The 18,257-nt window shown below is 40.7% G+C and carries 18 protein-coding genes; 8 read left to right on the top strand and 10 right to left on the bottom strand.

What is annotated here, in order from left to right; all coding sequences use genetic code 11:
- Positions 1-15 precede the first annotated feature (15 nt).
- The 10 genes from MHH54_RS13350 to MHH54_RS13305 form a co-directional block, all read right to left on the bottom strand.
- Positions 16-1,953 carry an ABC transporter permease gene (locus MHH54_RS13350; protein ID WP_342500329.1) on the bottom strand — a complete coding sequence of 646 codons (1,938 nt, stop codon included), beginning with the start codon at positions 1,951-1,953 and terminating at the stop codon, positions 16-18.
- Complete coding sequence (locus MHH54_RS13345; protein WP_044139317.1) at positions 1,943-2,704, bottom strand: ABC transporter ATP-binding protein; 762 nt, start codon at positions 2,702-2,704, stop codon at positions 1,943-1,945. Before MHH54_RS13345 ends, MHH54_RS13350 begins: the two co-directional genes overlap by 11 nt.
- A gap of 105 nt (positions 2,705-2,809) precedes the next feature.
- Complete coding sequence (locus tag MHH54_RS13340) at positions 2,810-3,817, bottom strand: sensor histidine kinase (RefSeq protein WP_342500328.1); 1,008 nt, start codon at positions 3,815-3,817, stop codon at positions 2,810-2,812.
- Positions 3,817-4,506 carry a response regulator transcription factor gene (locus MHH54_RS13335; protein WP_342500918.1) on the bottom strand — a complete coding sequence of 230 codons (690 nt, stop codon included), beginning with the start codon at positions 4,504-4,506 and terminating at the stop codon, positions 3,817-3,819. Before MHH54_RS13335 ends, MHH54_RS13340 begins: the two co-directional genes overlap by 1 nt.
- Before the next feature lie 110 nt (positions 4,507-4,616).
- A complete protein-coding gene (locus MHH54_RS13330; RefSeq protein WP_342500327.1) occupies positions 4,617-5,537 on the bottom strand; it encodes an iron-hydroxamate ABC transporter substrate-binding protein in 921 nt (306 codons plus the stop codon).
- 202 nt (positions 5,538-5,739) lie between these two features.
- Positions 5,740-6,339, bottom strand: coding sequence for a response regulator transcription factor (locus MHH54_RS13325; protein ID WP_058015072.1), 600 nt, complete (start codon positions 6,337-6,339; stop codon positions 5,740-5,742).
- Positions 6,336-7,472 (bottom strand): sensor histidine kinase, encoded by a 1,137-nt coding sequence (locus tag MHH54_RS13320; RefSeq protein ID WP_003216252.1) that lies wholly within the window; start codon positions 7,470-7,472, stop codon positions 6,336-6,338. Before MHH54_RS13320 ends, MHH54_RS13325 begins: the two co-directional genes overlap by 4 nt.
- A 116-nt stretch (positions 7,473-7,588) precedes the next feature.
- The gene (locus MHH54_RS13315) at positions 7,589-8,644 is read right to left on the bottom strand and encodes a fatty acid desaturase (RefSeq protein WP_106029033.1); all 1,056 of its coding nucleotides are present in this window, start codon (positions 8,642-8,644) and stop codon (positions 7,589-7,591) included.
- Between the two features lie 190 nt (positions 8,645-8,834).
- Positions 8,835-10,277, bottom strand: coding sequence for a DEAD/DEAH box helicase (locus MHH54_RS13310; RefSeq protein WP_106029034.1), 1,443 nt, complete (start codon positions 10,275-10,277; stop codon positions 8,835-8,837).
- A gap of 100 nt (positions 10,278-10,377) precedes the next feature.
- On the bottom strand, positions 10,378-11,181 hold the full coding sequence (locus tag MHH54_RS13305) for an NAD kinase (protein WP_003216672.1): 804 nt from the start codon (positions 11,179-11,181) through the stop codon (positions 10,378-10,380).
- A gap of 445 nt (positions 11,182-11,626) precedes the next feature.
- Here MHH54_RS13305 and sppA point away from each other — a divergent pair, with 445 nt between their 5' ends.
- The 8 genes from sppA to MHH54_RS13265 all read left to right on the top strand — a co-directional run bounded on the left by sppA (position 11,627) and on the right by MHH54_RS13265 (position 18,148).
- Positions 11,627-12,628 carry a signal peptide peptidase SppA gene (sppA, locus tag MHH54_RS13300; RefSeq protein WP_012010881.1) on the top strand — a complete coding sequence of 334 codons (1,002 nt, stop codon included), beginning with the start codon at positions 11,627-11,629 and terminating at the stop codon, positions 12,626-12,628.
- A 14-nt stretch (positions 12,629-12,642) separates the two neighbouring features.
- Positions 12,643-13,164: an RDD family protein gene (locus MHH54_RS13295; RefSeq protein WP_342500326.1), complete on the top strand. Its 522-nt coding sequence runs from the start codon at positions 12,643-12,645 to the stop codon at positions 13,162-13,164.
- A 99-nt stretch (positions 13,165-13,263) separates the two neighbouring features.
- The gene (locus MHH54_RS13290) at positions 13,264-13,971 is read left to right on the top strand and encodes a DUF2953 domain-containing protein (protein ID WP_106032619.1); all 708 of its coding nucleotides are present in this window, start codon (positions 13,264-13,266) and stop codon (positions 13,969-13,971) included.
- A 14-nt stretch (positions 13,972-13,985) separates the two neighbouring features.
- Positions 13,986-14,438, top strand: a complete 453-nt coding sequence (gene ytfJ, locus MHH54_RS13285; RefSeq protein ID WP_003216488.1) for a GerW family sporulation protein — start codon at positions 13,986-13,988, stop codon at positions 14,436-14,438.
- A gap of 112 nt (positions 14,439-14,550) precedes the next feature.
- A complete protein-coding gene (gene tpx / locus MHH54_RS13280; protein ID WP_003216787.1) occupies positions 14,551-15,051 on the top strand; it encodes a thiol peroxidase in 501 nt (166 codons plus the stop codon).
- An 88-nt stretch (positions 15,052-15,139) separates the two neighbouring features.
- Positions 15,140-16,114 (top strand): class I SAM-dependent methyltransferase, encoded by a 975-nt coding sequence (locus tag MHH54_RS13275; RefSeq protein ID WP_003216620.1) that lies wholly within the window; start codon positions 15,140-15,142, stop codon positions 16,112-16,114.
- 229 nt (positions 16,115-16,343) lie between these two features.
- Positions 16,344-17,528, top strand: a complete 1,185-nt coding sequence (locus tag MHH54_RS13270) for an acetate kinase (RefSeq protein ID WP_003216471.1) — start codon at positions 16,344-16,346, stop codon at positions 17,526-17,528.
- A 104-nt stretch (positions 17,529-17,632) separates the two neighbouring features.
- Entirely contained in the window at positions 17,633-18,148 is a 516-nt protein-coding gene (locus MHH54_RS13265; protein WP_034620671.1) for a MogA/MoaB family molybdenum cofactor biosynthesis protein, read from the top strand.
- The last annotated feature ends 109 nt before the right edge of the window (positions 18,149-18,257 follow it).

Raw genomic sequence — 18,257 nt, 5'->3', positions numbered from 1 at the left:
CCTATGGGGAATAAATTACAAGGATTCTTTAATGACCTTTTTGTAATACTGGACAGATAGGAATCCGAATATAGAATATAACACCGTATAAATCGACATGACGATGAGCATTGGTGTCCACAGTTCACCGCCGAATAAAAACCAGCCTGACTGTACGGCAAAGTAGCTGTGCAGCAATCCGATGATGAGCGGAATCCCAAAGTTAAATAGCTGTTTGAGTCGTATGCCTTTTAATAGATCTTTCTCTGTAAAGCCAAGCTTACGTAAGATCGTGTACGAGCTTTGTTCTTCTTCACTTTCATTCATCTGTTTGAAGTATAAAATACAGCCTGATGTGACAAGGAAGCTTAAACCTAAAAATCCAACCACAAACATCATCAGTCCCATTGTTTGCTTTTGCTGCTGAGCTGAAGCTAATTGAGACATGCTGTTGTCACTTAGTTTTAAAGATGTAAACACATCATTGGCTTGTTCAAGGTTTTGCTCGTCTTTTATATTGACCGCGTTATATTGGTTATTCTCAAGCTGCAGTTTAGAATCTTTCTGCTGGTCAAGTTGCTCAAAAACACTTTGACTTACGACGGCAACAGGCAGACCGCCAAAAGTGAACTTGTAAGAGATGATGTAATCTTTCTTCATATCAATGACTTTTAAATCAAGCGGTTTCTTGATAAGAAGTTTCACATCACCTGAGCTTTGAATCGGCATGAATTTCTTCAATAAATCACTGTAGCCGCTTAAAATGACTTCGTTGTTCTCCACATGAATATTAGGTGCATTTTTCTCACTGATCACAGACAGTGTCAAGACTCCTGGATCCTTCTTCAAACTTTCTAATTCCGAATCCATGATCTTCTTTGCGTCAAAATCCGCTTGAATGACCTTGAACTGCTTTTTTTCATATGCAATATGTTTGTCAGAAAGTGCACGAGCGAAGGTATTGGCTTCTTTCTCTGAGCCCATGACAAAATGTGATGGAATCTGTTGTTCAGCCGTTTTTTCTGCTGAGTAATAGGAAATGTAGCTTAAAGATAACAACCCGATGGCAAGAGCAGATACGGTTGTAATAATCGTTAAAAGCAGTGCATTTGATTTTAATCGGAACATAATAGATGACAAAGACAGGACTTCATGAATGGCGAGATAGCCATTTTTTCTTTTACGTACAATATTGGCAATGAAAGAAACAGAGCCTTTATAAAAAAGAAAGGTACCGATAATGACAGAGGCTAGAATATAAATCATGGCTGAAAATAACTCAAGCATGGACGTATATGAGCCGCTAAAAAGCTGAGAAGAAATATAATAGCCTGAGCTGATCAATACAATACCGAAAACCCCAATGATGATTTCAAACACAGAGATTTTTTTCACACGCTGCTCTGTAGAAGACGTGGTTCTAAACAAAGATAAAATTGTCTGTTTACTAATAAACCGTCTATTTCTTAACATAATTAATCCATAGATGATGAAAAAGACGATGAGTGTCTGCAAAAGGGCCATGCCTGAAAAATGCAGGTTGGCGATGGCGTTCACGCCGGTTACTTTAAATAACACCATCAACATGAGCTTTGAACCGATAAATCCAGCTATGATGCCAACAGCCATTGAGAACACATATAGGATAAAATTTTCTGCATTGAGCAGTTTGAAAATTTTTTGTTTCGTCATGCCAATGAGCTGCAGGAGACCTATTTCTTTCCCTCGGCGTTTAATAAAAATGCTGTTCGCATATAACAGGAAGATCCCAACAATGGCAATGAGTAGCACCGAAGCGGCTTTGATCGACGCACCGCCCTTAATGGACCCTTTTACATCATCAAGTGCTGGTGAGTACTGCAAGGTGACAAAAGAAAAATAGAGCGCCACACTAAACACGAGAGCAAACACATATAAATAGTAATTCTTTAAATTTTTCTTCAAGTTACGGAAGATGAGCTGATTAATGTTCATGCTTCACACCGCCTAAAACACCTTGCGTTTTCATAATATCCTCGAAAAACATTTTTCTCTCTAAAGCACCTTTATTTAGCTGAGTATAGATTTGTCCGTCCTTGATAAAAATGACGCGTCTTGAATAGCTGGCTGCGACAGGATCATGTGTCACCATGACAATGGTTGCTTTTCGTTTTTGATTGAAATCTTGCAGCTTATTGAGTAAATCAGATGCAGATTTGGAATCAAGCGCTCCAGTAGGTTCATCCGCAAAAATCAGACTCGGCTCATGAATGAAGGCACGAACTGCTGATGTCCGCTGCTTTTGTCCACCAGAGAGTTCATTCGGGTATTTGTCTCTTAGTTCATAGATACCCATGTCCTCCGCAAGCTGTTGAAAACGTTCGAAAGCTTCTTTCTTCGGCGTTTTGGAGATAGATAATGGCAAGAGGATGTTCTCTTTGACCGTGAGTGTATCAAGTAAGTTATAATCCTGAAAAACAAAGCCAAGCTGCTTTTTTCTGAATTCTGCGAGCTGCTGATCCTTCATTTGCGTCATCTCAGCATCTGCGATACGAATGGATCCGCTGGATACATGATCAATAGAGGACAATACGTTCAGAAGGGTTGTTTTCCCCGAGCCTGATGGCCCCATGATGCTGACGAATTCTCCGGCTTCAATGGTCAAGTCAATGCCACTCAGCACCTCTTGTTTGTTGAATTTATTTCCGTAGCTTTTATATATTTTGCGAGCTTCTAAAATGTTCATTTGTCGATCCCCTTTTCTATTTAATTGATACCTCTAGTATAAAAAGAAGCCCGCCGCACTTCCTTCGATTTGGCGAACAAAACAGACGAGCATGTGACATTGTTGTCACATGCTCGCAATATGCACAAAATCATTCTTTTTCGGAAAGATGAAGGTGAAGGTTGTGCCTTCTTGATCTATTGTGGAGTTGACCTCGATCTTGATATGAAGAGCGTCTGCTCCTTTTTTTGTTAAATAGAGTCCCATTCCTGTTGAGGCTGTGTCATTGTGATGTCTAGTTGAGGTAAAGCCTTTTTCAAAAATACGTGGAATGTCTCTTGGGTCAATTCCTCTGCCTTGATCTGTAATCGTCAGCATCACTTGGTCATCCATTTTCTTGCTTTCAATGGCAATATCGGACGAATGACTGTACTTGACTGCATTTGTGAGTACCTGCCTGATCATAAAGGATAACCATTTTGTATCACTTAATACGTGACGTTCTTCTAGCGTGAGTTCAAAGCCGATTCCTTTTTGCATGCACCATGATTGGAGCGCTTTGATTTCCTTCGCTATGATGCTTTGCAGGTCCAGCTGTTCAATAAATAAATCATTTTCGATATGACGTATTCTGCTTTGATGCAACTGGGCATCGAGTAATAAATGAATTCTGAGCCATTCGTACGTCATATTGGATTTCAGCGGCTGTTCTGTTAAACGGTCAATCATTAAGTGCATCGCTGTGAGAGGTGTTTTCACTTCATGTATCCATGAGAGCAATTCATCCTTCTCTTCTTCAAGGGCGATTTGCTGCTCTGCTGCCATTAGCCTGTAGCGGGCAATTTGCTCAGACGTCGCATCATGTACAAGCTGTTCAAATGGGGAAGATGGAGTGAGCCGCATTTGATGATCAATATGATCGTCCCATTCTTTCAGACGCTCATAATACGCCGTTTCTTTACGGTATCGGAAAAAGAGAAAGACGATCATGAAAAAAGTAGATAATAACACAATATAAAAAAGCGACGCCATTGGAATGGTCGTATCCAAATAAGCAACAAACAGAATGAGGAGCTGCAAACCAAGAAAGAACAGGATCCAGCTTCTTCGTTCTTTTAAAAATGCTTGCAGCATCATTGATCATCCTTTTCTTTTGCAAGATAGCCTTGGCCCACTTTTGTTTCAATGTAGGTGCCAAGGGAGATCTCATCTAGTTTTTTTCTAAGGCGATTGACGTTTACGGTCAGTGTGTTGTCACTGACAAACCGTTCATCCTCCCACAATGCTTGAATGAGTGATTCCCGGCTGACAATATGATTTTTATGCTGAATCAATTCCTTAAGAATAAACAGTTCATTTTTCGTTAATTCCACTTCACCGTGGTCATTTGTGACGGTGTTTTTTTCTAGATCAATCGTAGCGCCACACCATACCTTTAGGGTGGCAGGTTCTGCATTATAATCATGCACGCGGCGAAGAACAGCACTGACTTTGGCAATGAGCACGTCAAAGTGAAAGGGCTTTTGTACAAAATCATCGGCACCGAGCTGCATTGACATGACCATATCGGCAGGATGGTCACGAGAGGAGAGGAAGATGATTGGTACATTTGAATGATGCCGAATCATCCGGCACCAATGAAAGCCATCGTATTTTGGCAGCTGTATATCAATAATGACGAGATCAGGCTGAACAGAAGTGAATTCCTGCATCACCTGTTGAAAATCGTGAATCCCATAAACATCATAGGACCAGTTGACTAGACGTTCTTTGATTTCTTGGAAGAGGGTTGTATCGTCCTCAATGAGTAGAATTTTAAACAAAACCAGCACCACACTTTTTGTATTCGCTTGTATGTCATTGTAGCGGAAAAAAGATGTTGCCGCTAGAAGCAGATAAGAAAAAAGCAAGGGAAGGAGTCCCTTGCTTCTGTTTATTTACCTAAAAAGTGCTTTTTAAAGAATGATAGTTGATACTCGAGTGTGAGCGGATCATTAAAATAGAATTCTTCTGCATTTGCCACATACACACGATGTTTTTTCACAGCTGGTATGGACTTGTAAATTTCACTGTTTTGATAGGAATTGTCCATTTCGCTGTTTTTACTAATGATCATATAGTCTCCAGCAAATTCAGGGATGACCTCTTGCGAAACTGCATAGTAGCCAGCTTTTAATGCTTTTTCTTTCACTTTTTCAGGCATTTTTAGTTTCATTTCTTGGTAGAGAATTTCTGTGCCGCGGCCCCATGCATCTCCAAACACGTAAAGATCTTTTGTGCCGCTTTCAAATACAGAAACCGTCGCATCCTTACCGATTTTTGCTTTGATTTCTTTTCCAGCTTTAGCTGCGCGTTCTTTAAAATCTTTTACCCATGATTTGGCTTCTTTTTCTTTGTTTAATACTTTTCCAATTTCAATATGCTGCTGAAGGTAATCGACTTTGTTATACGTAAACAAGACGGTTGGTGCGATTTTTTTTAGTTTTTCTACATTTTTTGTATTGCTTAAGCCAATGATGACATCAGGCTTTAGCTTCATGATTTTTTCCACATTCTCATCCGACACTTCTTCCACATTTTTTAATTCCTTTTGGAAGCGTGGGTTCTTTTTTGACCAAGAGTCGATGCCGACCAGGTTCACACCAAGTGACATGACATTACCTGTGTAGGAACCAAGTACAACGACACGTTTTGGATGCGCTGGCAGCTTCACAGGGCCATTTTCAGATTCATATGTAATTTTGTCTGATGATGTTGATTGATTTCCTTTATTTGAGGAAGAGCTGCTGCTATTGCCACATGCGCTCAATGCAAGTACAAAGATGAGCATCAGAGGGAACAATATTTTCTTCATGAATGTAGACTCCTTTGAAATCGGCACATTAGCCGGGTATTTGATTGCATGAGTGATAATGATAATTATTATCACTTGGATATCATATCATAGAAGTGCGGTCTGTTGTCAATTACATTTTGATAGTTGGTGATAAAAAATAGGAGAGGAGATTTTTGGTAGAAAAAAAAGATCAAGGCAGCATGTGTCCTGATCTTTTTTCTTATTTAAACCAGCCTTTTTCTTTTGAGCGTGTAATGGCTTCAATGCGGTTTTTCACTTCTAGCTTATCTAAAATAATGGAAATGTAGTTTCGGACCGTGCCGCTTTTAATGCTGAGCTCCTTCGCAATTTCTTTTGTGTTTTTGCCGTCGGCGACGAGTTCAAGGACTGATTTCTCTCGATCTGTTAAAGGGTTTTCGTCACTATATAAGTCTTCCATTAATTCAGGGGCGTACACCTTTTTCCCTTTCATCACACTGCGAATGGCACTTGCCAGATCTTCACTTGGACTATCTTTCAGCATATAGCCGCTGACGCCAGCTTTGAGCGCCCTTTGGAAATAACCAGAGCGGGCAAAGGTCGTTAAAATAATGATTTTTACATCTGTTCCTTTGAGCTCTTCCGCTGCATCAAGTCCCGTTTTTCCTGGCATTTCAATATCCATTAAGCAAATATCAACAGGGTGTTTTTTGGCAAAATCGATGGCGTCCTGACCGTTCGTACCTTTTCCAACAACCGTCATATCGTCTTCTAAATCAAGAAGTGAACCGAGCGCACCGAGCAGCATTTGCTGATCTTCTGCGATAAAGATGTTGATCATTTCATCCCCTCCTTGTCTTTTGCTGCTGAATCATTTGGAATGCTCATGATCAGCTTTGTTCCGTCCTTTGTCTCAATACGCAGGCGCCCATTTGCAAATTCCAATCTTTCTCTAATTCCTAAAAGGCCATGCCCCTTCATTGGAGAGAGTGGATCATCGCCTTTAAATGTCCCGTCATCCTCAACGGTGATGATAGCTTCCTTTGATTTTTGATGAATGGTGACTTTGCAAACGGTCGCATCACTATGTTTGACGACATTTGTCACGGCCTCTTTGATGCACATGCTTACAATGTTTTCGTTAAGAAGAGAGATGTGTTTTGGCGCTTCCTTTTCATCATAAATCAATTCAATCCCCGCTGCTTCGAGAATTTGCTCGATGTTCGACATTTCATCCTTGATCCGAATACCTTTCATGGAGGAAACAATTTTCCGCACTTCATTGAGAGACGTTCTGGCTGTTTGCTGGATGCTTTTCAGTTCGGCGCGTGCCTGCTCTGGGTCTTTATAAACCAGTTTTCGGGCAAGATCACTCTTTAAACCGATGAGGGAAAGCTTTTGTCCAAGGGTATCATGCAGATCACGTGCAATGCGCTGCCTTTCTTCAATTTTTACAAGGTCAGCGATCCGTTCATTGGCATCTTCTAATTTCTCTTCGAGCCGTTCACGTTCCTTCCTGCTTCGAATGCTGAGAGGGAGGAGAATGGCACTAATGAGTGTAATGAGAACCAAGGGGATTTGCGTGAGAAACCAGCCCTTTTTTAAGATCAGACTGAAGTTTACAGCAATGGCGGCGCTCCCGACATGAATATAGTATAAGATATAGAAAGGTACTTTTCTTTTAATATGCCCATTGAAATAGGCGATGCAAAAAGCGAAATAAATGTAGCTGTAGAGCATGACATAGCCAGTAGAAATCGCAATCAAGAGAAGGCCTAATACATATAAAGACCAGCCTTTTGCGATAAAGGCAAAACGATAGACAGCGAAAAAGACAACGTTCAAAATAATGCCGATTACAATGCCTAAAGTCGAAGGAGCCTTAATGATAAAATAAAAGGGAAGGATGAAAAAAATGGCCCATATATAGGGAGAAATCCCATGTAATTTTTGAATTTTTAACTGTTTTTTCATCCGTGTGCCACCTTTTCCGTTTTCGTTCTTTTTCCTTACTTTATCAAATTCAACTTATGGTTGCATCCTGTAAATGACAACAAGCTCCTTCTAGTGTAAGAAAGAGCTTGCACCAATTATGCATTTTTCTTTAGAATGTCTCCTTTAATGACAGGTGCGGGCATCTTCTTAGATTGCCGTGCTTCTTTAAAGGTAACGAATGCTTTCGTTTCTTCATCCCAAAGTCTAAATTTCATTGACTCGATACTTGTTTTTAAAGTGATGGTTGGAACATTTTGAAGCGGCTCACTATGCTCATGTGCATGCTCCAAGTGATAATTTGGTACCCTCGGACTTAAATGATGGACATGGTGATAACCGATATTACCTGTTAACCACTGAAGAAGCTTTGGCAATTTGTAAAAAGAACTGCCTTCTACAGCTGCTTGCACATAATTCCAATTCTCATCTGCTTCAAAGTAAGAATCCTCAAACGTATGCTGCACATAAAACAGCCATACACCGATTGATCCAGAAATCAGAAAGATTGGACCTTGGACAAGTAACAAACCTTCCCAGCCAAAAAGAAGATAGGTAGCTCCTGCCAATAAAACAATTGATATGTTTGTGAAATACGTGTTCCAGCGCTCTTTTTTACGAGCATTTTTGACGTTGAAACGGTTTTTTAAGAGAAAAACAAAGATCGGTCCTAAAATAAACATGACAAAAGGATTGCGATAAAATCTGTAGCGAAATTTCGTCCATGCAGATGCTTCTTGATATTCTTTGACTGTCAGGAGCCAAATGTCACCAGTACCTCGTTTGTCTAAATTACTGCTTGTGGCATGGTGAATTGAATGATCTCTTTGCCATTGAAGATAAGGGAAAAGGGTGAGTACACCCGTTATGAAACCAAACAGGTGATTCAGCGGCTTCTGTTTAAAAAAGGATTGGTGGCAGCAGTCGTGAAAAATAATAAAGACACGTACTAAAAAACCAGCTGCAATAACCGCAAAGAAGAGGGTTAAAAGGTAGGAGATGTTCAGGCTATAATAGGCAAGAAACCAAAGCCCCAAAAATGGAATGAATGTATTAAAGAGTTGAATGATACTTTTTTTCGAATTAGCACCAGAGAATTGGCCAACTTGTTTTCTTAAAGTGGCTTGCTGCTGTGTGTTTGTTGAAGTCGTCATGAACGTTCAAGTCCTTTCCGTTTCTTTCTACTTCAAAGTATAGAAGGAAAGGTGTCATGCTCATAGTAGCACCCATCATGTATTCGATATGACATTTGTCATGTTGATTGCAGGAAAGGCTGATGGTATCAGGGTTTGTAAGCTTATTTTATTTTAAATAAAAAAGTAAAGGCGATTCGCCTTTACTTTTTTATGAACGTGCTTCATGAACTTTTAACTGCTTGCCTTTAATGGTTGTGTGGCGCATAGCGTTCAGCACAAGAGGGCCTTTGCCGTTTAAAATATCGACATATGTTTTCGTATCTTGAATGGTAATAATCCCAATGTCATCGAAGGCAACGCCTTCTATTTTGGCAATGGTCCCAACGAAATCAACGGCCCGCAGCTTTTTTTTCTTCCCGCCGTTAAAATAAAGCTTCATAATATCTTTCTCAACGCCCGCCTGTTTATTTTCCTTTTGAACTGGCGTTTCAATCTTTTCTTCAAAGCCTTCTACATGCTGCTCTGCATCTTCCTTTGTTGGATAAGGCTGCGTTTTGAAATCAATACCTGCTTCCTGCTTTAATTCATCAATTAGAGGTTTTGCATTTTTCGTCATAAACGCAATGGTTTTTCCGCTTTTTCCCGCTCTGCCTGTTCTTCCTGTTCGGTGAATATAGCGCTCTTTTTCATAGGGGAGGTCATAATGAATCACATGTGTCATGTCACTGACATCAATGCCCCGGGCTGCTATATCGGTTGCGATCAAATAACGGAATTCCCCGTTTTTGAATTCATCCATAACAGCGAAACGGTCTTCCTGTCTCATGCCTCCATGAATTTTGTCACAAGGCACATCCCAATCATCCAGCTTCATCGTGAGTTCATTGACTCGATCCTGTGTATTACAGAAAATAATGCAGCTATCTGGATTTTCAATGACGATCGTACGCTGAAGAAGAGAGAATTTCGCTTCTTCTTCCGTTTCAATCACGGTGTGGGTGATTTGTGGTACAGACGTTTCCGCGCGTGCAATTTCAATTACTTTTGGTGATTGTAAAAACTGTTCACTTAATTTCTTCATCTCATCAGACATGGTCGCTGAAAAGAGCATTGACATGCGCTTTGGCGGCAGATACTCAATAATAGAAGAAACTTGCTCAATAAATCCCATGTTCAGCATTTCATCCGCTTCATCTAACACGAAAAATTTAAGGTTTTCTAAGGAAAGAGTACCTTTCTCAAGGTGATCCAAGACTCGTCCTGGTGTTCCGCACACAATGTGGTTTTTTTGTGCAAGCTCTACTTTTTGGGCTTGAAAAGGGGCTTTTCCATAAATGGCTGCGGCTTTAATTCGTTTCAATCGTCCAAGGCTTGTAAGGTCCTGTTTTACCTGCATGGCGAGTTCTCGCGTTGGAACGAGGATGAGGGCTTGAGGTTTATTTTCAGCCCAATCGACCATTTCACAAATCGGCAGACCATAGGCTGCGGTCTTGCCACTGCCAGTCTGAGATTTGACGATCAGATCCTGCCTTGAAAAAGCAACGGATAATGTCTCGTGCTGAACAGGTGTAGGTGTATGGAAGTGAAGTGCTTTTAGCGCTTGTTTTAAATCATCGCTTAATGGATATTGATCAAATTGTTGTAATGTCATCGTGTTCTCCTTTTCGTACATTCATACTTGTGACATCATACCATAATCATGACCGTGAATGAAAAGACATGAAAAAAAGCCCCATAAAGGAGCTTTTTGATTAAAGGAATCTGCGTTTTACTTTTTCCCAGTAGGAGTTGTCTTTTAATTTTACCGTTTTAATGACTTTTCCTGAAAGGCCGATGTCGATTTGTTTGACGTGTTTTGTGCCAAGCGCTTCGTTATCAAGCCCGATAATCGGATGGTCGTTGCCGTCCTGCACAACCTTCAGCGTTAGCTTGCGGTCACTGCTTAAGATGAAAGGAGCGCCCAGTGTACGGTACGAGTTGTTGTTTAGCGATGCAAGCTCTGTAACTTGCATACAAGGGAGCATCGGATCAACCACGGCACCGTTTACCGATTTATTGTAGGCTGTTGAGCCAGTCGGAGTAGAAATAATCATTCCGTCTCCTCTAAATGTTTCAAAGTGGAAATCATCTATATACACATCGATCACAAATGTTTTAATAATGCTTGAGCGGATCGACAGTTCATTTAAGCAATGGAATTGGTTTGTACTGTCAACGCTTACATCAATGATCGGATATTTTCTCACTTCAATCTGTTCAGTGTTCATGGCATCAATCATTTTATCAAAATGTTCTAATGAAAAATCGCAGTATAGATGCGAATTCTCTGTTTTTGATACCCCTACATACAAGCAGTCATCCCGGAAGTTCGTTTTGCGGACTGCTTGAAGAAATGTGCCATCTCCGCCAATTGAAGCAATAATATGGGCATCCTCTGCACGCTTGACGACTTGAAAGCCTTGATCGGTAGCGAGCTTCTCCAGAGAAGAAATGTGTCCATCCAATTCATGATCTTTTTTGTAAAAGAAAAATACATTGCGACGATTGTCTGTCATTGACGTTCTCCCCTTCGTTGTCAAAAGTAGATTTAGAGTAATAAAGGGCTTACATATGAAGCCTTGCTCACATTTTACACTTTTTTCATATGAAAGTAAAAACATTAGAAAAACCTTCATGATGATGGCATTCATTTTTAGAAATGAGTCAATGTAAGGGATTTGAAAAGGGCAGAATTTGAGCATAATTGAATAGCTGTTTTCTTATGAAAGAGTGGATTAGGTGTTTTGTTGTGGTGAAGACCTAGCCTAATAGGTGCAGAGAGAGGATAAAAAAGCCAATTTTTCGTCACACGTATCTCTTGGCAGACGATGTAAAGTTGATCGTGAAAGAAGAGAGGTGCTATCATATGATGAAATGAAATGTAAAAAAACCACAATTCCTGTGAAACATTTCATGTGAATATTCGTATCAATGAAGAGAGACAAAAAGGAGGAGAAAAAGATGAATGCGAAAAGATGGGTAGCGTTAATCATTGCACTTGGAGTTTTCGGATTTTCAATTGTGATTAGTGTCACGACGGCTTTGTATGAAAGCTTCAATGACAATAAAATGAGCTATCAATTTGGGGATGAAATAGAAGAGAAGGTACTAGAGGATGGAAGCGGTGCTGGAAAAATAGCGGTTCTTGAGATTAATGGAACCATTCAAGATAATGGCGGCGCATCAAGTCTATTAGGCGGAGAAGGTTACGATCATCGTGCATTCCTCAAGGAACTAGAAAAAGCGAAAGATGATGCTTCAGTAAAAGGTGTACTGCTGCGCGTTAACTCTCCTGGCGGCGGTGTCTATGAAAGTGCAGAAATACATAAAAAATTAGAAGAAGTGAAAAAAGCGAAGAAGCCGATTTACGTCTCCATGGGCTCAATGGCAGCGTCTGGCGGCTACTATGTATCAACTCCAGCCAAGAAAATCTTTGCTTCACCTGAAACATTAACAGGTTCGTTAGGTGTGATCATGCAAAGTTTGAACTATTCAAAGCTGGCAGATAATTTAGGTATTAAATACGAAACAATTAAGAGCGGAAAATTCAAAGACATCATGTCACCAAATCGTGATATGACGAAAGATGAGCGCGACATCATGCAAAGCATGGTCGATAACTCGTATGAAGGATTTGTCAAAGTGATCTCTGAAGGACGCGGCATGTCAAAACAAGACGTGAAGAAAATTGCTGACGGCCGGGTCTATGACGGAACACAGGCGAAATCGAACGGATTAGTCGATGAGCTTGGATATTATGAAGATGCAATCAAAGCAATGAAGAAAAATGAAAAAGGGTTAAAAGGAGCGACAGTGATCAGCTATTCTCAAAGCTTTGGCTGGAACTCTCTCTTCAATATGAGCGCAAGCAAACTCTTTAAAAGTGAAATTGATTTTCTCAATCTAAAAGAAACACTGGCTGGCTCAAATGGGTCTAAACCGATGTATCTCTATTCAAAATAAAGGAGGGATCATAGATGGATTCTACATTCGATGAAGTAACCGAAAGCCGTAGCCAAGAAGAATCGAATCCGGCTCTTGCGAAACGTGCAGTGATTGAAGCACAGGCGTTTGCAGGCTTTTGGATTAGGTTTTGGGCGTTTATTCTTGATTGGCTCGTCGTCTGGGGTGTCAACCATTTGACGGTTTCTCCAATCTTTAGTCTGTTCGGCTGGTTCAAAGGAGGAGGATGGTTTTCTCCATTCTCCGTCACAACGACGATTGTATTCCTGCTTTATTTCGCCATCATGACGAAATTCTTTCAGCAAACACTTGGGAAAATGGTGTTTGGAATCAAAGTGGTCTCACTTCAGCCTGAGAAGAAGCTGGCATGGGATGTCATTTTCTTTAGAGAGATTGTAGGACGCTATATCAATACGCTCTTTGTTCTCTATGCTGTTGTTGGATTCACACCGAAAAAGCAAGGGGTTCATGATTACTTTGCTGATACGGTGGTCGTCCATGAACACCTATATGAAAAAACAGAAGCAAACGTATAATCAGAGGAGTTTGGCCGGGTACCGGTCAAACTCTTTTTTTTATGATTGGGTATAAAATCCAGAATGAGAGCCATAATCGTAGAGGAAGCATCATTTGTTATGAAGGAAGTGAGCACAGTGCTTTACGTTTGGATCGCAGCTTTTTTGTTCCTTGGAATCTTATTAATCTTCATGAAAGTGACCATTTCACTGGATTATTCACATGCAAATGACGATGATCATCTTGCACTGAAGATCATCACCTTATATGGAATCATCAGACTCAAAAAAGACATTCCGATGGTGAGGGTCAATCCAGAGGATCAAACGATTGATATACGTGAAAAGAAAATGGCGAGCGCCAAAACCCCTAGTCACGAAAAAGAATCCATACATAAAAAAGTGGGAAAACGTGATATGAAGCAAATCCTTCATCAAATGGAGCGCATCACAAAAGAGATCGTCGATTTAAACCGGATCATGCGTAAATTCTTCATTCGCATGAGAATTGTCTCGTTTCACTGGTCAACATGGATCGGCTTTCATGACGCTGCTTTGACAGGTGTAGCAGCTGGTGGTGTATGGTCAGTGAAAGGAGCACTACTTGCCTTTATGCAGGAGCATCTCACCTTTAAGCATAAACCGGTATATGAAGTCATTCCTGCCTTTCAGCACAATGTGTCACAGACCCAGTTTACATGTATAGCTTATTTTCGTATTGGACATGCTATGCTTGCAGCCATTCGTTTACTTGTTCATTGGTTAAAAGGAAGAAAGGCGAGAAAAAGTGCCTCTCTTCAAGCAACGAAGAATGAATCATCTGTTTAAGGAGGAACCCGAAAATGGCAGATCATCCAATCCAAGGTCTTATGAAGACAGCGATGGAAAACTTAAAAGAAATGATAGATGTGAATACGATCATCGGCGATCCAGTCGAAACCCCTGACGGCAGTGTCATCCTTACTGTGTCGAAGGTTGGTTTTGGATTTGCAGCCGGCGGCAGTGAATTTAACGGGAACCAAAAGAAAGAAAAACGTTCTGATGATCAAGAACGAAAAGAACCGAGACTCCCATTTGGCGGAGGAAGCGGCGGAGGTGTGTCTATTACACCAATCGCCTTCTTAATTGTCGGAACAAACGGCGTTCGAATGCTTCATTTGGATGAACATACACATCTGCTTGATAAAATATTGGATTCTGCTCCTCAAGCAATTGAACGTCTTCAGCACATGTTTAAGAAGGATGAACGGGAGAACCGTCATAAAGAACGAAAACTAGATGACATAGACCTTTAAAAAGTTAGCTGCGCTGCAGTTAACTTTTTTTTCAAAAGCGAAGATTAGGCTTTGCAGTTTTTTGCTTTCTCTACTATGATAGAACCATACATTTGATAAGGGAGGAATTGTTTTGGCATCGATCACATTTAAAGGGAGTTCTGTCACGCTTGTAGGAAATGAAGTAAAAGTAGGCGAGCAGGCTCCAGATTTCACGGTATTAACGAACTCACTAGGGGAAGTTTCACTTTCTGATTTAACAGGAAAAGTGACGATCATCTCAGTGATTCCTTCTATTGATACAGGTGTGTGTGACGCACAAACAAGACGTTTCAATGAAGAAGCAGCCGGTTTAGGTCCGGTCAATATCTATACAATTAGTGCAGACCTGCCATTTGCACAAGCACGCTGGTGCGGAGCAAACGGAATTGAAAATGTCGAAACATTATCTGATCACAGAGATATGTCATTTGGTGAAGCATTCGGTGTGTATATGAAAGAATTGCGTTTATTGGCGCGTGCAGTTTTCGTATTAGACCCTAATGGGAAAGTGGTTTACACTGAATACGTAAGCGAAGCAACGAATCACCCAAATTATGAAAAAGCCATTGAAGCTGCAAAATCACTGTTATAAAAGCAGCATCGACAAGAGCTCCGGCTTCATACTGGGGCTCTTTTCAATGAGAACATATAGCTTTTAACAAAGCGAGGAGAGAAAAGCATTGCAGAAAGATCAAGTAAGTACGATTTTCGAGCTGCTCGATACAGCTTCTATTCGATTAAAAAAGGACCAAAGCATTTCCTATATTGAGGCATTAGCTGAAGCAGGAGAAGCCTTTTTCCAAGCAAATGATCGAGACGGTTTACTAAAGGATTTAATAGAGAAAGCAGATTTTGCCTCTTATGATCATGAGCAGATTCGTAAAGCGTTTCAGCTCGCCGTATTGAAAGGACAAAAGGATATTTCCCATCCAAATCGTCAGATGACACCAGATACGATCGGGCTGTTTGTCAGCTACTTGGTGAATAAATTTTTAGAAGGACAAAAAGAGCTAGTTGTCTTTGATCCAGCAGCAGGAACAGGGAACTTACTGCTTGCTGTCTTAAATAATCTGACTGCAGAAACAAAGCGCGGCTTTGCGTCTGAAATTGATGATGTCCTCATTAAAATTGCATGGGCACAGGCGAACTTGGAAGAGAAGGAAGTCGAGCTTTTCCATCAAGACAGTCTTGAGCCGCTTTTGATCTCTCCAGTAGATGTCACTGTATGCAGTCTGCCAGTTGGTTATTATCCAAATGATGAGCGTGCAGCAGACTATGAATTAAAGGCAAAAGAAGGACATGCCTTTGCGCATTATTTATTTATTGAACAAAGCCTTCGTTATACAAAAGAAGGCGGCTTCTTGTTCTTCATCATTCCAAACGATTTGTTTGAAGGAAAAGAAAGCGTGCAATTAAAGGACTTTATCAAAGATCATGCATATATGAATGCATTAATTCAGCTGCCGGTCTCCATGTTCAAGGACAAAAAGCACGCCAAAAGCTTGTTTGTGATGCAAAAGAAAAAGGAAGGGCTCGAAGCACCAAAACGGATGCTGTTTGCCAATCTACCGTCTTTCTCACAAAAAGAATCAATGTTGGGTGTAATGAGAAAATTAGACCAATGGTTTATAGAAGAAAAAGAAACGAAAGAATAGCCAGAGTGATGTCTGGCTTTTTTATTATTCAGAAAATATCGACTTATCGATGTAAGCGATAACAGTTCGAAGGTGCACTTGAAATGCAAAGTTTTCAATGTTTAAATGAAAAAGTCAGATATTTTTCGGACTTATCGTTAAACTATAAAAGACCCGTCATACAGGTTGAATATAGCACCGGAAAAAACGTGAAACCTTATATAACAACTGAGTAAAAGGAGCGACAAGAATGTCTAAAATTATTGCAATCAACGCAGGAAGCTCATCTCTTAAATTCCAATTGTTCGACATGCCAGAAGAAACCGTTTTAACAAAAGGTCTTGTTGAAAGAATCGGAATGGACAACAGTATCTTCACGATTTCTGTAGATGGAGAAAAGAAAACAGAAGTCACAGATATTCCAGATCATGCAGTAGCGGTTAAAATGCTACTTGAAAAACTAATTGAATTTAACATCATCAAAGACTTTAATGAAATTGATGGCGTAGGACACCGTGTTGTTCACGGTGGAGAGAAATTCAGCGACTCTGTTCTTTTAACTGATGAAGTCATCAATGACATTGATCAGCTTTCAGAGCTAGCACCACTGCACAACCCTGCAAACGTTGTAGGAATCAAAGCATTCAAACAAATTCTGCCTGACGTACCAGCGATTGCTGTGTTCGATACAGCTTTCCACCAAACAATGCCAGAGCAGTCTTACCTATACAGCCTTCCGTACGACTACTACAAAAACTTTGGTATTCGTAAATACGGATTCCACGGGACAAGCCATAAGTTCGTAACAGAGCGTGCATCAGAGCTATTAGGCCGTCCTCTTGAAGAGCTTCGTCTGATCTCTTGTCACCTTGGAAATGGTGCGAGTATCGCAGCAGTTGAAGGCGGAAGATCAATCGATACTTCAATGGGCTTCACGCCGCTTGCGGGTGTTGCAATGGGAACACGTTCAGGTAACATTGACCCTGCCCTTATTCCATTTATTATGGAGAAAACAGGACATACAGCTGAAGAAGTACTTTCAACTTTGAATAAGAAGAGTGGTCTTTTAGGTGTGTCTGGTCTATCAAGTGACCTTCGTGATATTGAAGAAGCAACAGAAGAAGGAAACGACCGTGCAGAAGTAGCTCTTGATATTTTTGCAAGCCGTATTCATAAATATATCGGTTCTTATGCAGCGAGAATGAATGGCGTAGATGCGATCATCTTCACAGCTGGAATCGGTGAAAACAGTTCAGAAGTAAGAGCACGTGTCCTTCGTGGTCTAGAATTCATGGGCGTTTACTGGGATCCTTCTCTTAACAACATGAGAGGCGAAGAAGCATTCATCAGCTACCCGCACTCTCCTGTAAAAGTGATCGTTATTCCAACGAACGAAGAAGTCATGATTGCAAGAGACGTTATGCGCTTAGCGTAATCAAAATGAAGAAGCTCTTTTCCAATAAGGAAAAGAGCTTTTTTCTGTTAAAAGCAGCATGCTATAATGTTGTCCAATACGAAGCAAAAGGGAGCGGTGCGAAAATGGGCGTGACAGAACATAAACGTGAGGCGAAAGCGAGGCTTTATGTGAAAGTCATTACGGTCAGTGATACAAGAACGAAAGAAACAGATAAAAGCGGCCGTCTGATGATTGATTTGCTTAAAGAACAGGGACATCTCATTCTTGCATATGATATTGTAAAAGATGACATTGGAGCGATCCAAGACGCTGTGCTAGAGGGAACAAGCGAACCAAAAATAGATGCCGTCTTGTTAAACGGAGGCACAGGAATTGCCGCAAGGGATGTCACCATTGAAGCGATCACCCCGCTTTTCTCCAAGGAGCTGCCTGGCTTTGGCGAAATTTTCCGCATGCTAAGCTATACAGAAGACATCGGTTCAGCCGCTATGTTGTCCCGGGCAGCGGCAGGGGTCGTCAATCAAAAAGCCGTCTTTGCCACACCAGGCTCTACTGGAGCTGTTCGTTTAGCCATGACAAAACTCATCATTCCAGAGCTTCCTCACGTCTTACGAGAGCTTGAAAAGGATCAAAAATAGCCCAAAATGACTCTGCCAAGAAAATTTGGCGGAGTTTTTTTCATAAAGGGGTTGAAAAAACAATTTTTCCTTGTTACAGTGTATACATACTAAATGCATGTTTATAAAT

It is taken from the genome of Bacillus sp. FSL K6-4563, assembly GCF_038630405.1.
Classification (GTDB): domain Bacteria; phylum Bacillota; class Bacilli; order Bacillales; family Bacillaceae; genus Bacillus; species Bacillus pumilus.
Note: the sequence above shows the minus strand (reverse complement) of the source record. Positions and strands in the feature narration are given on the sequence as shown.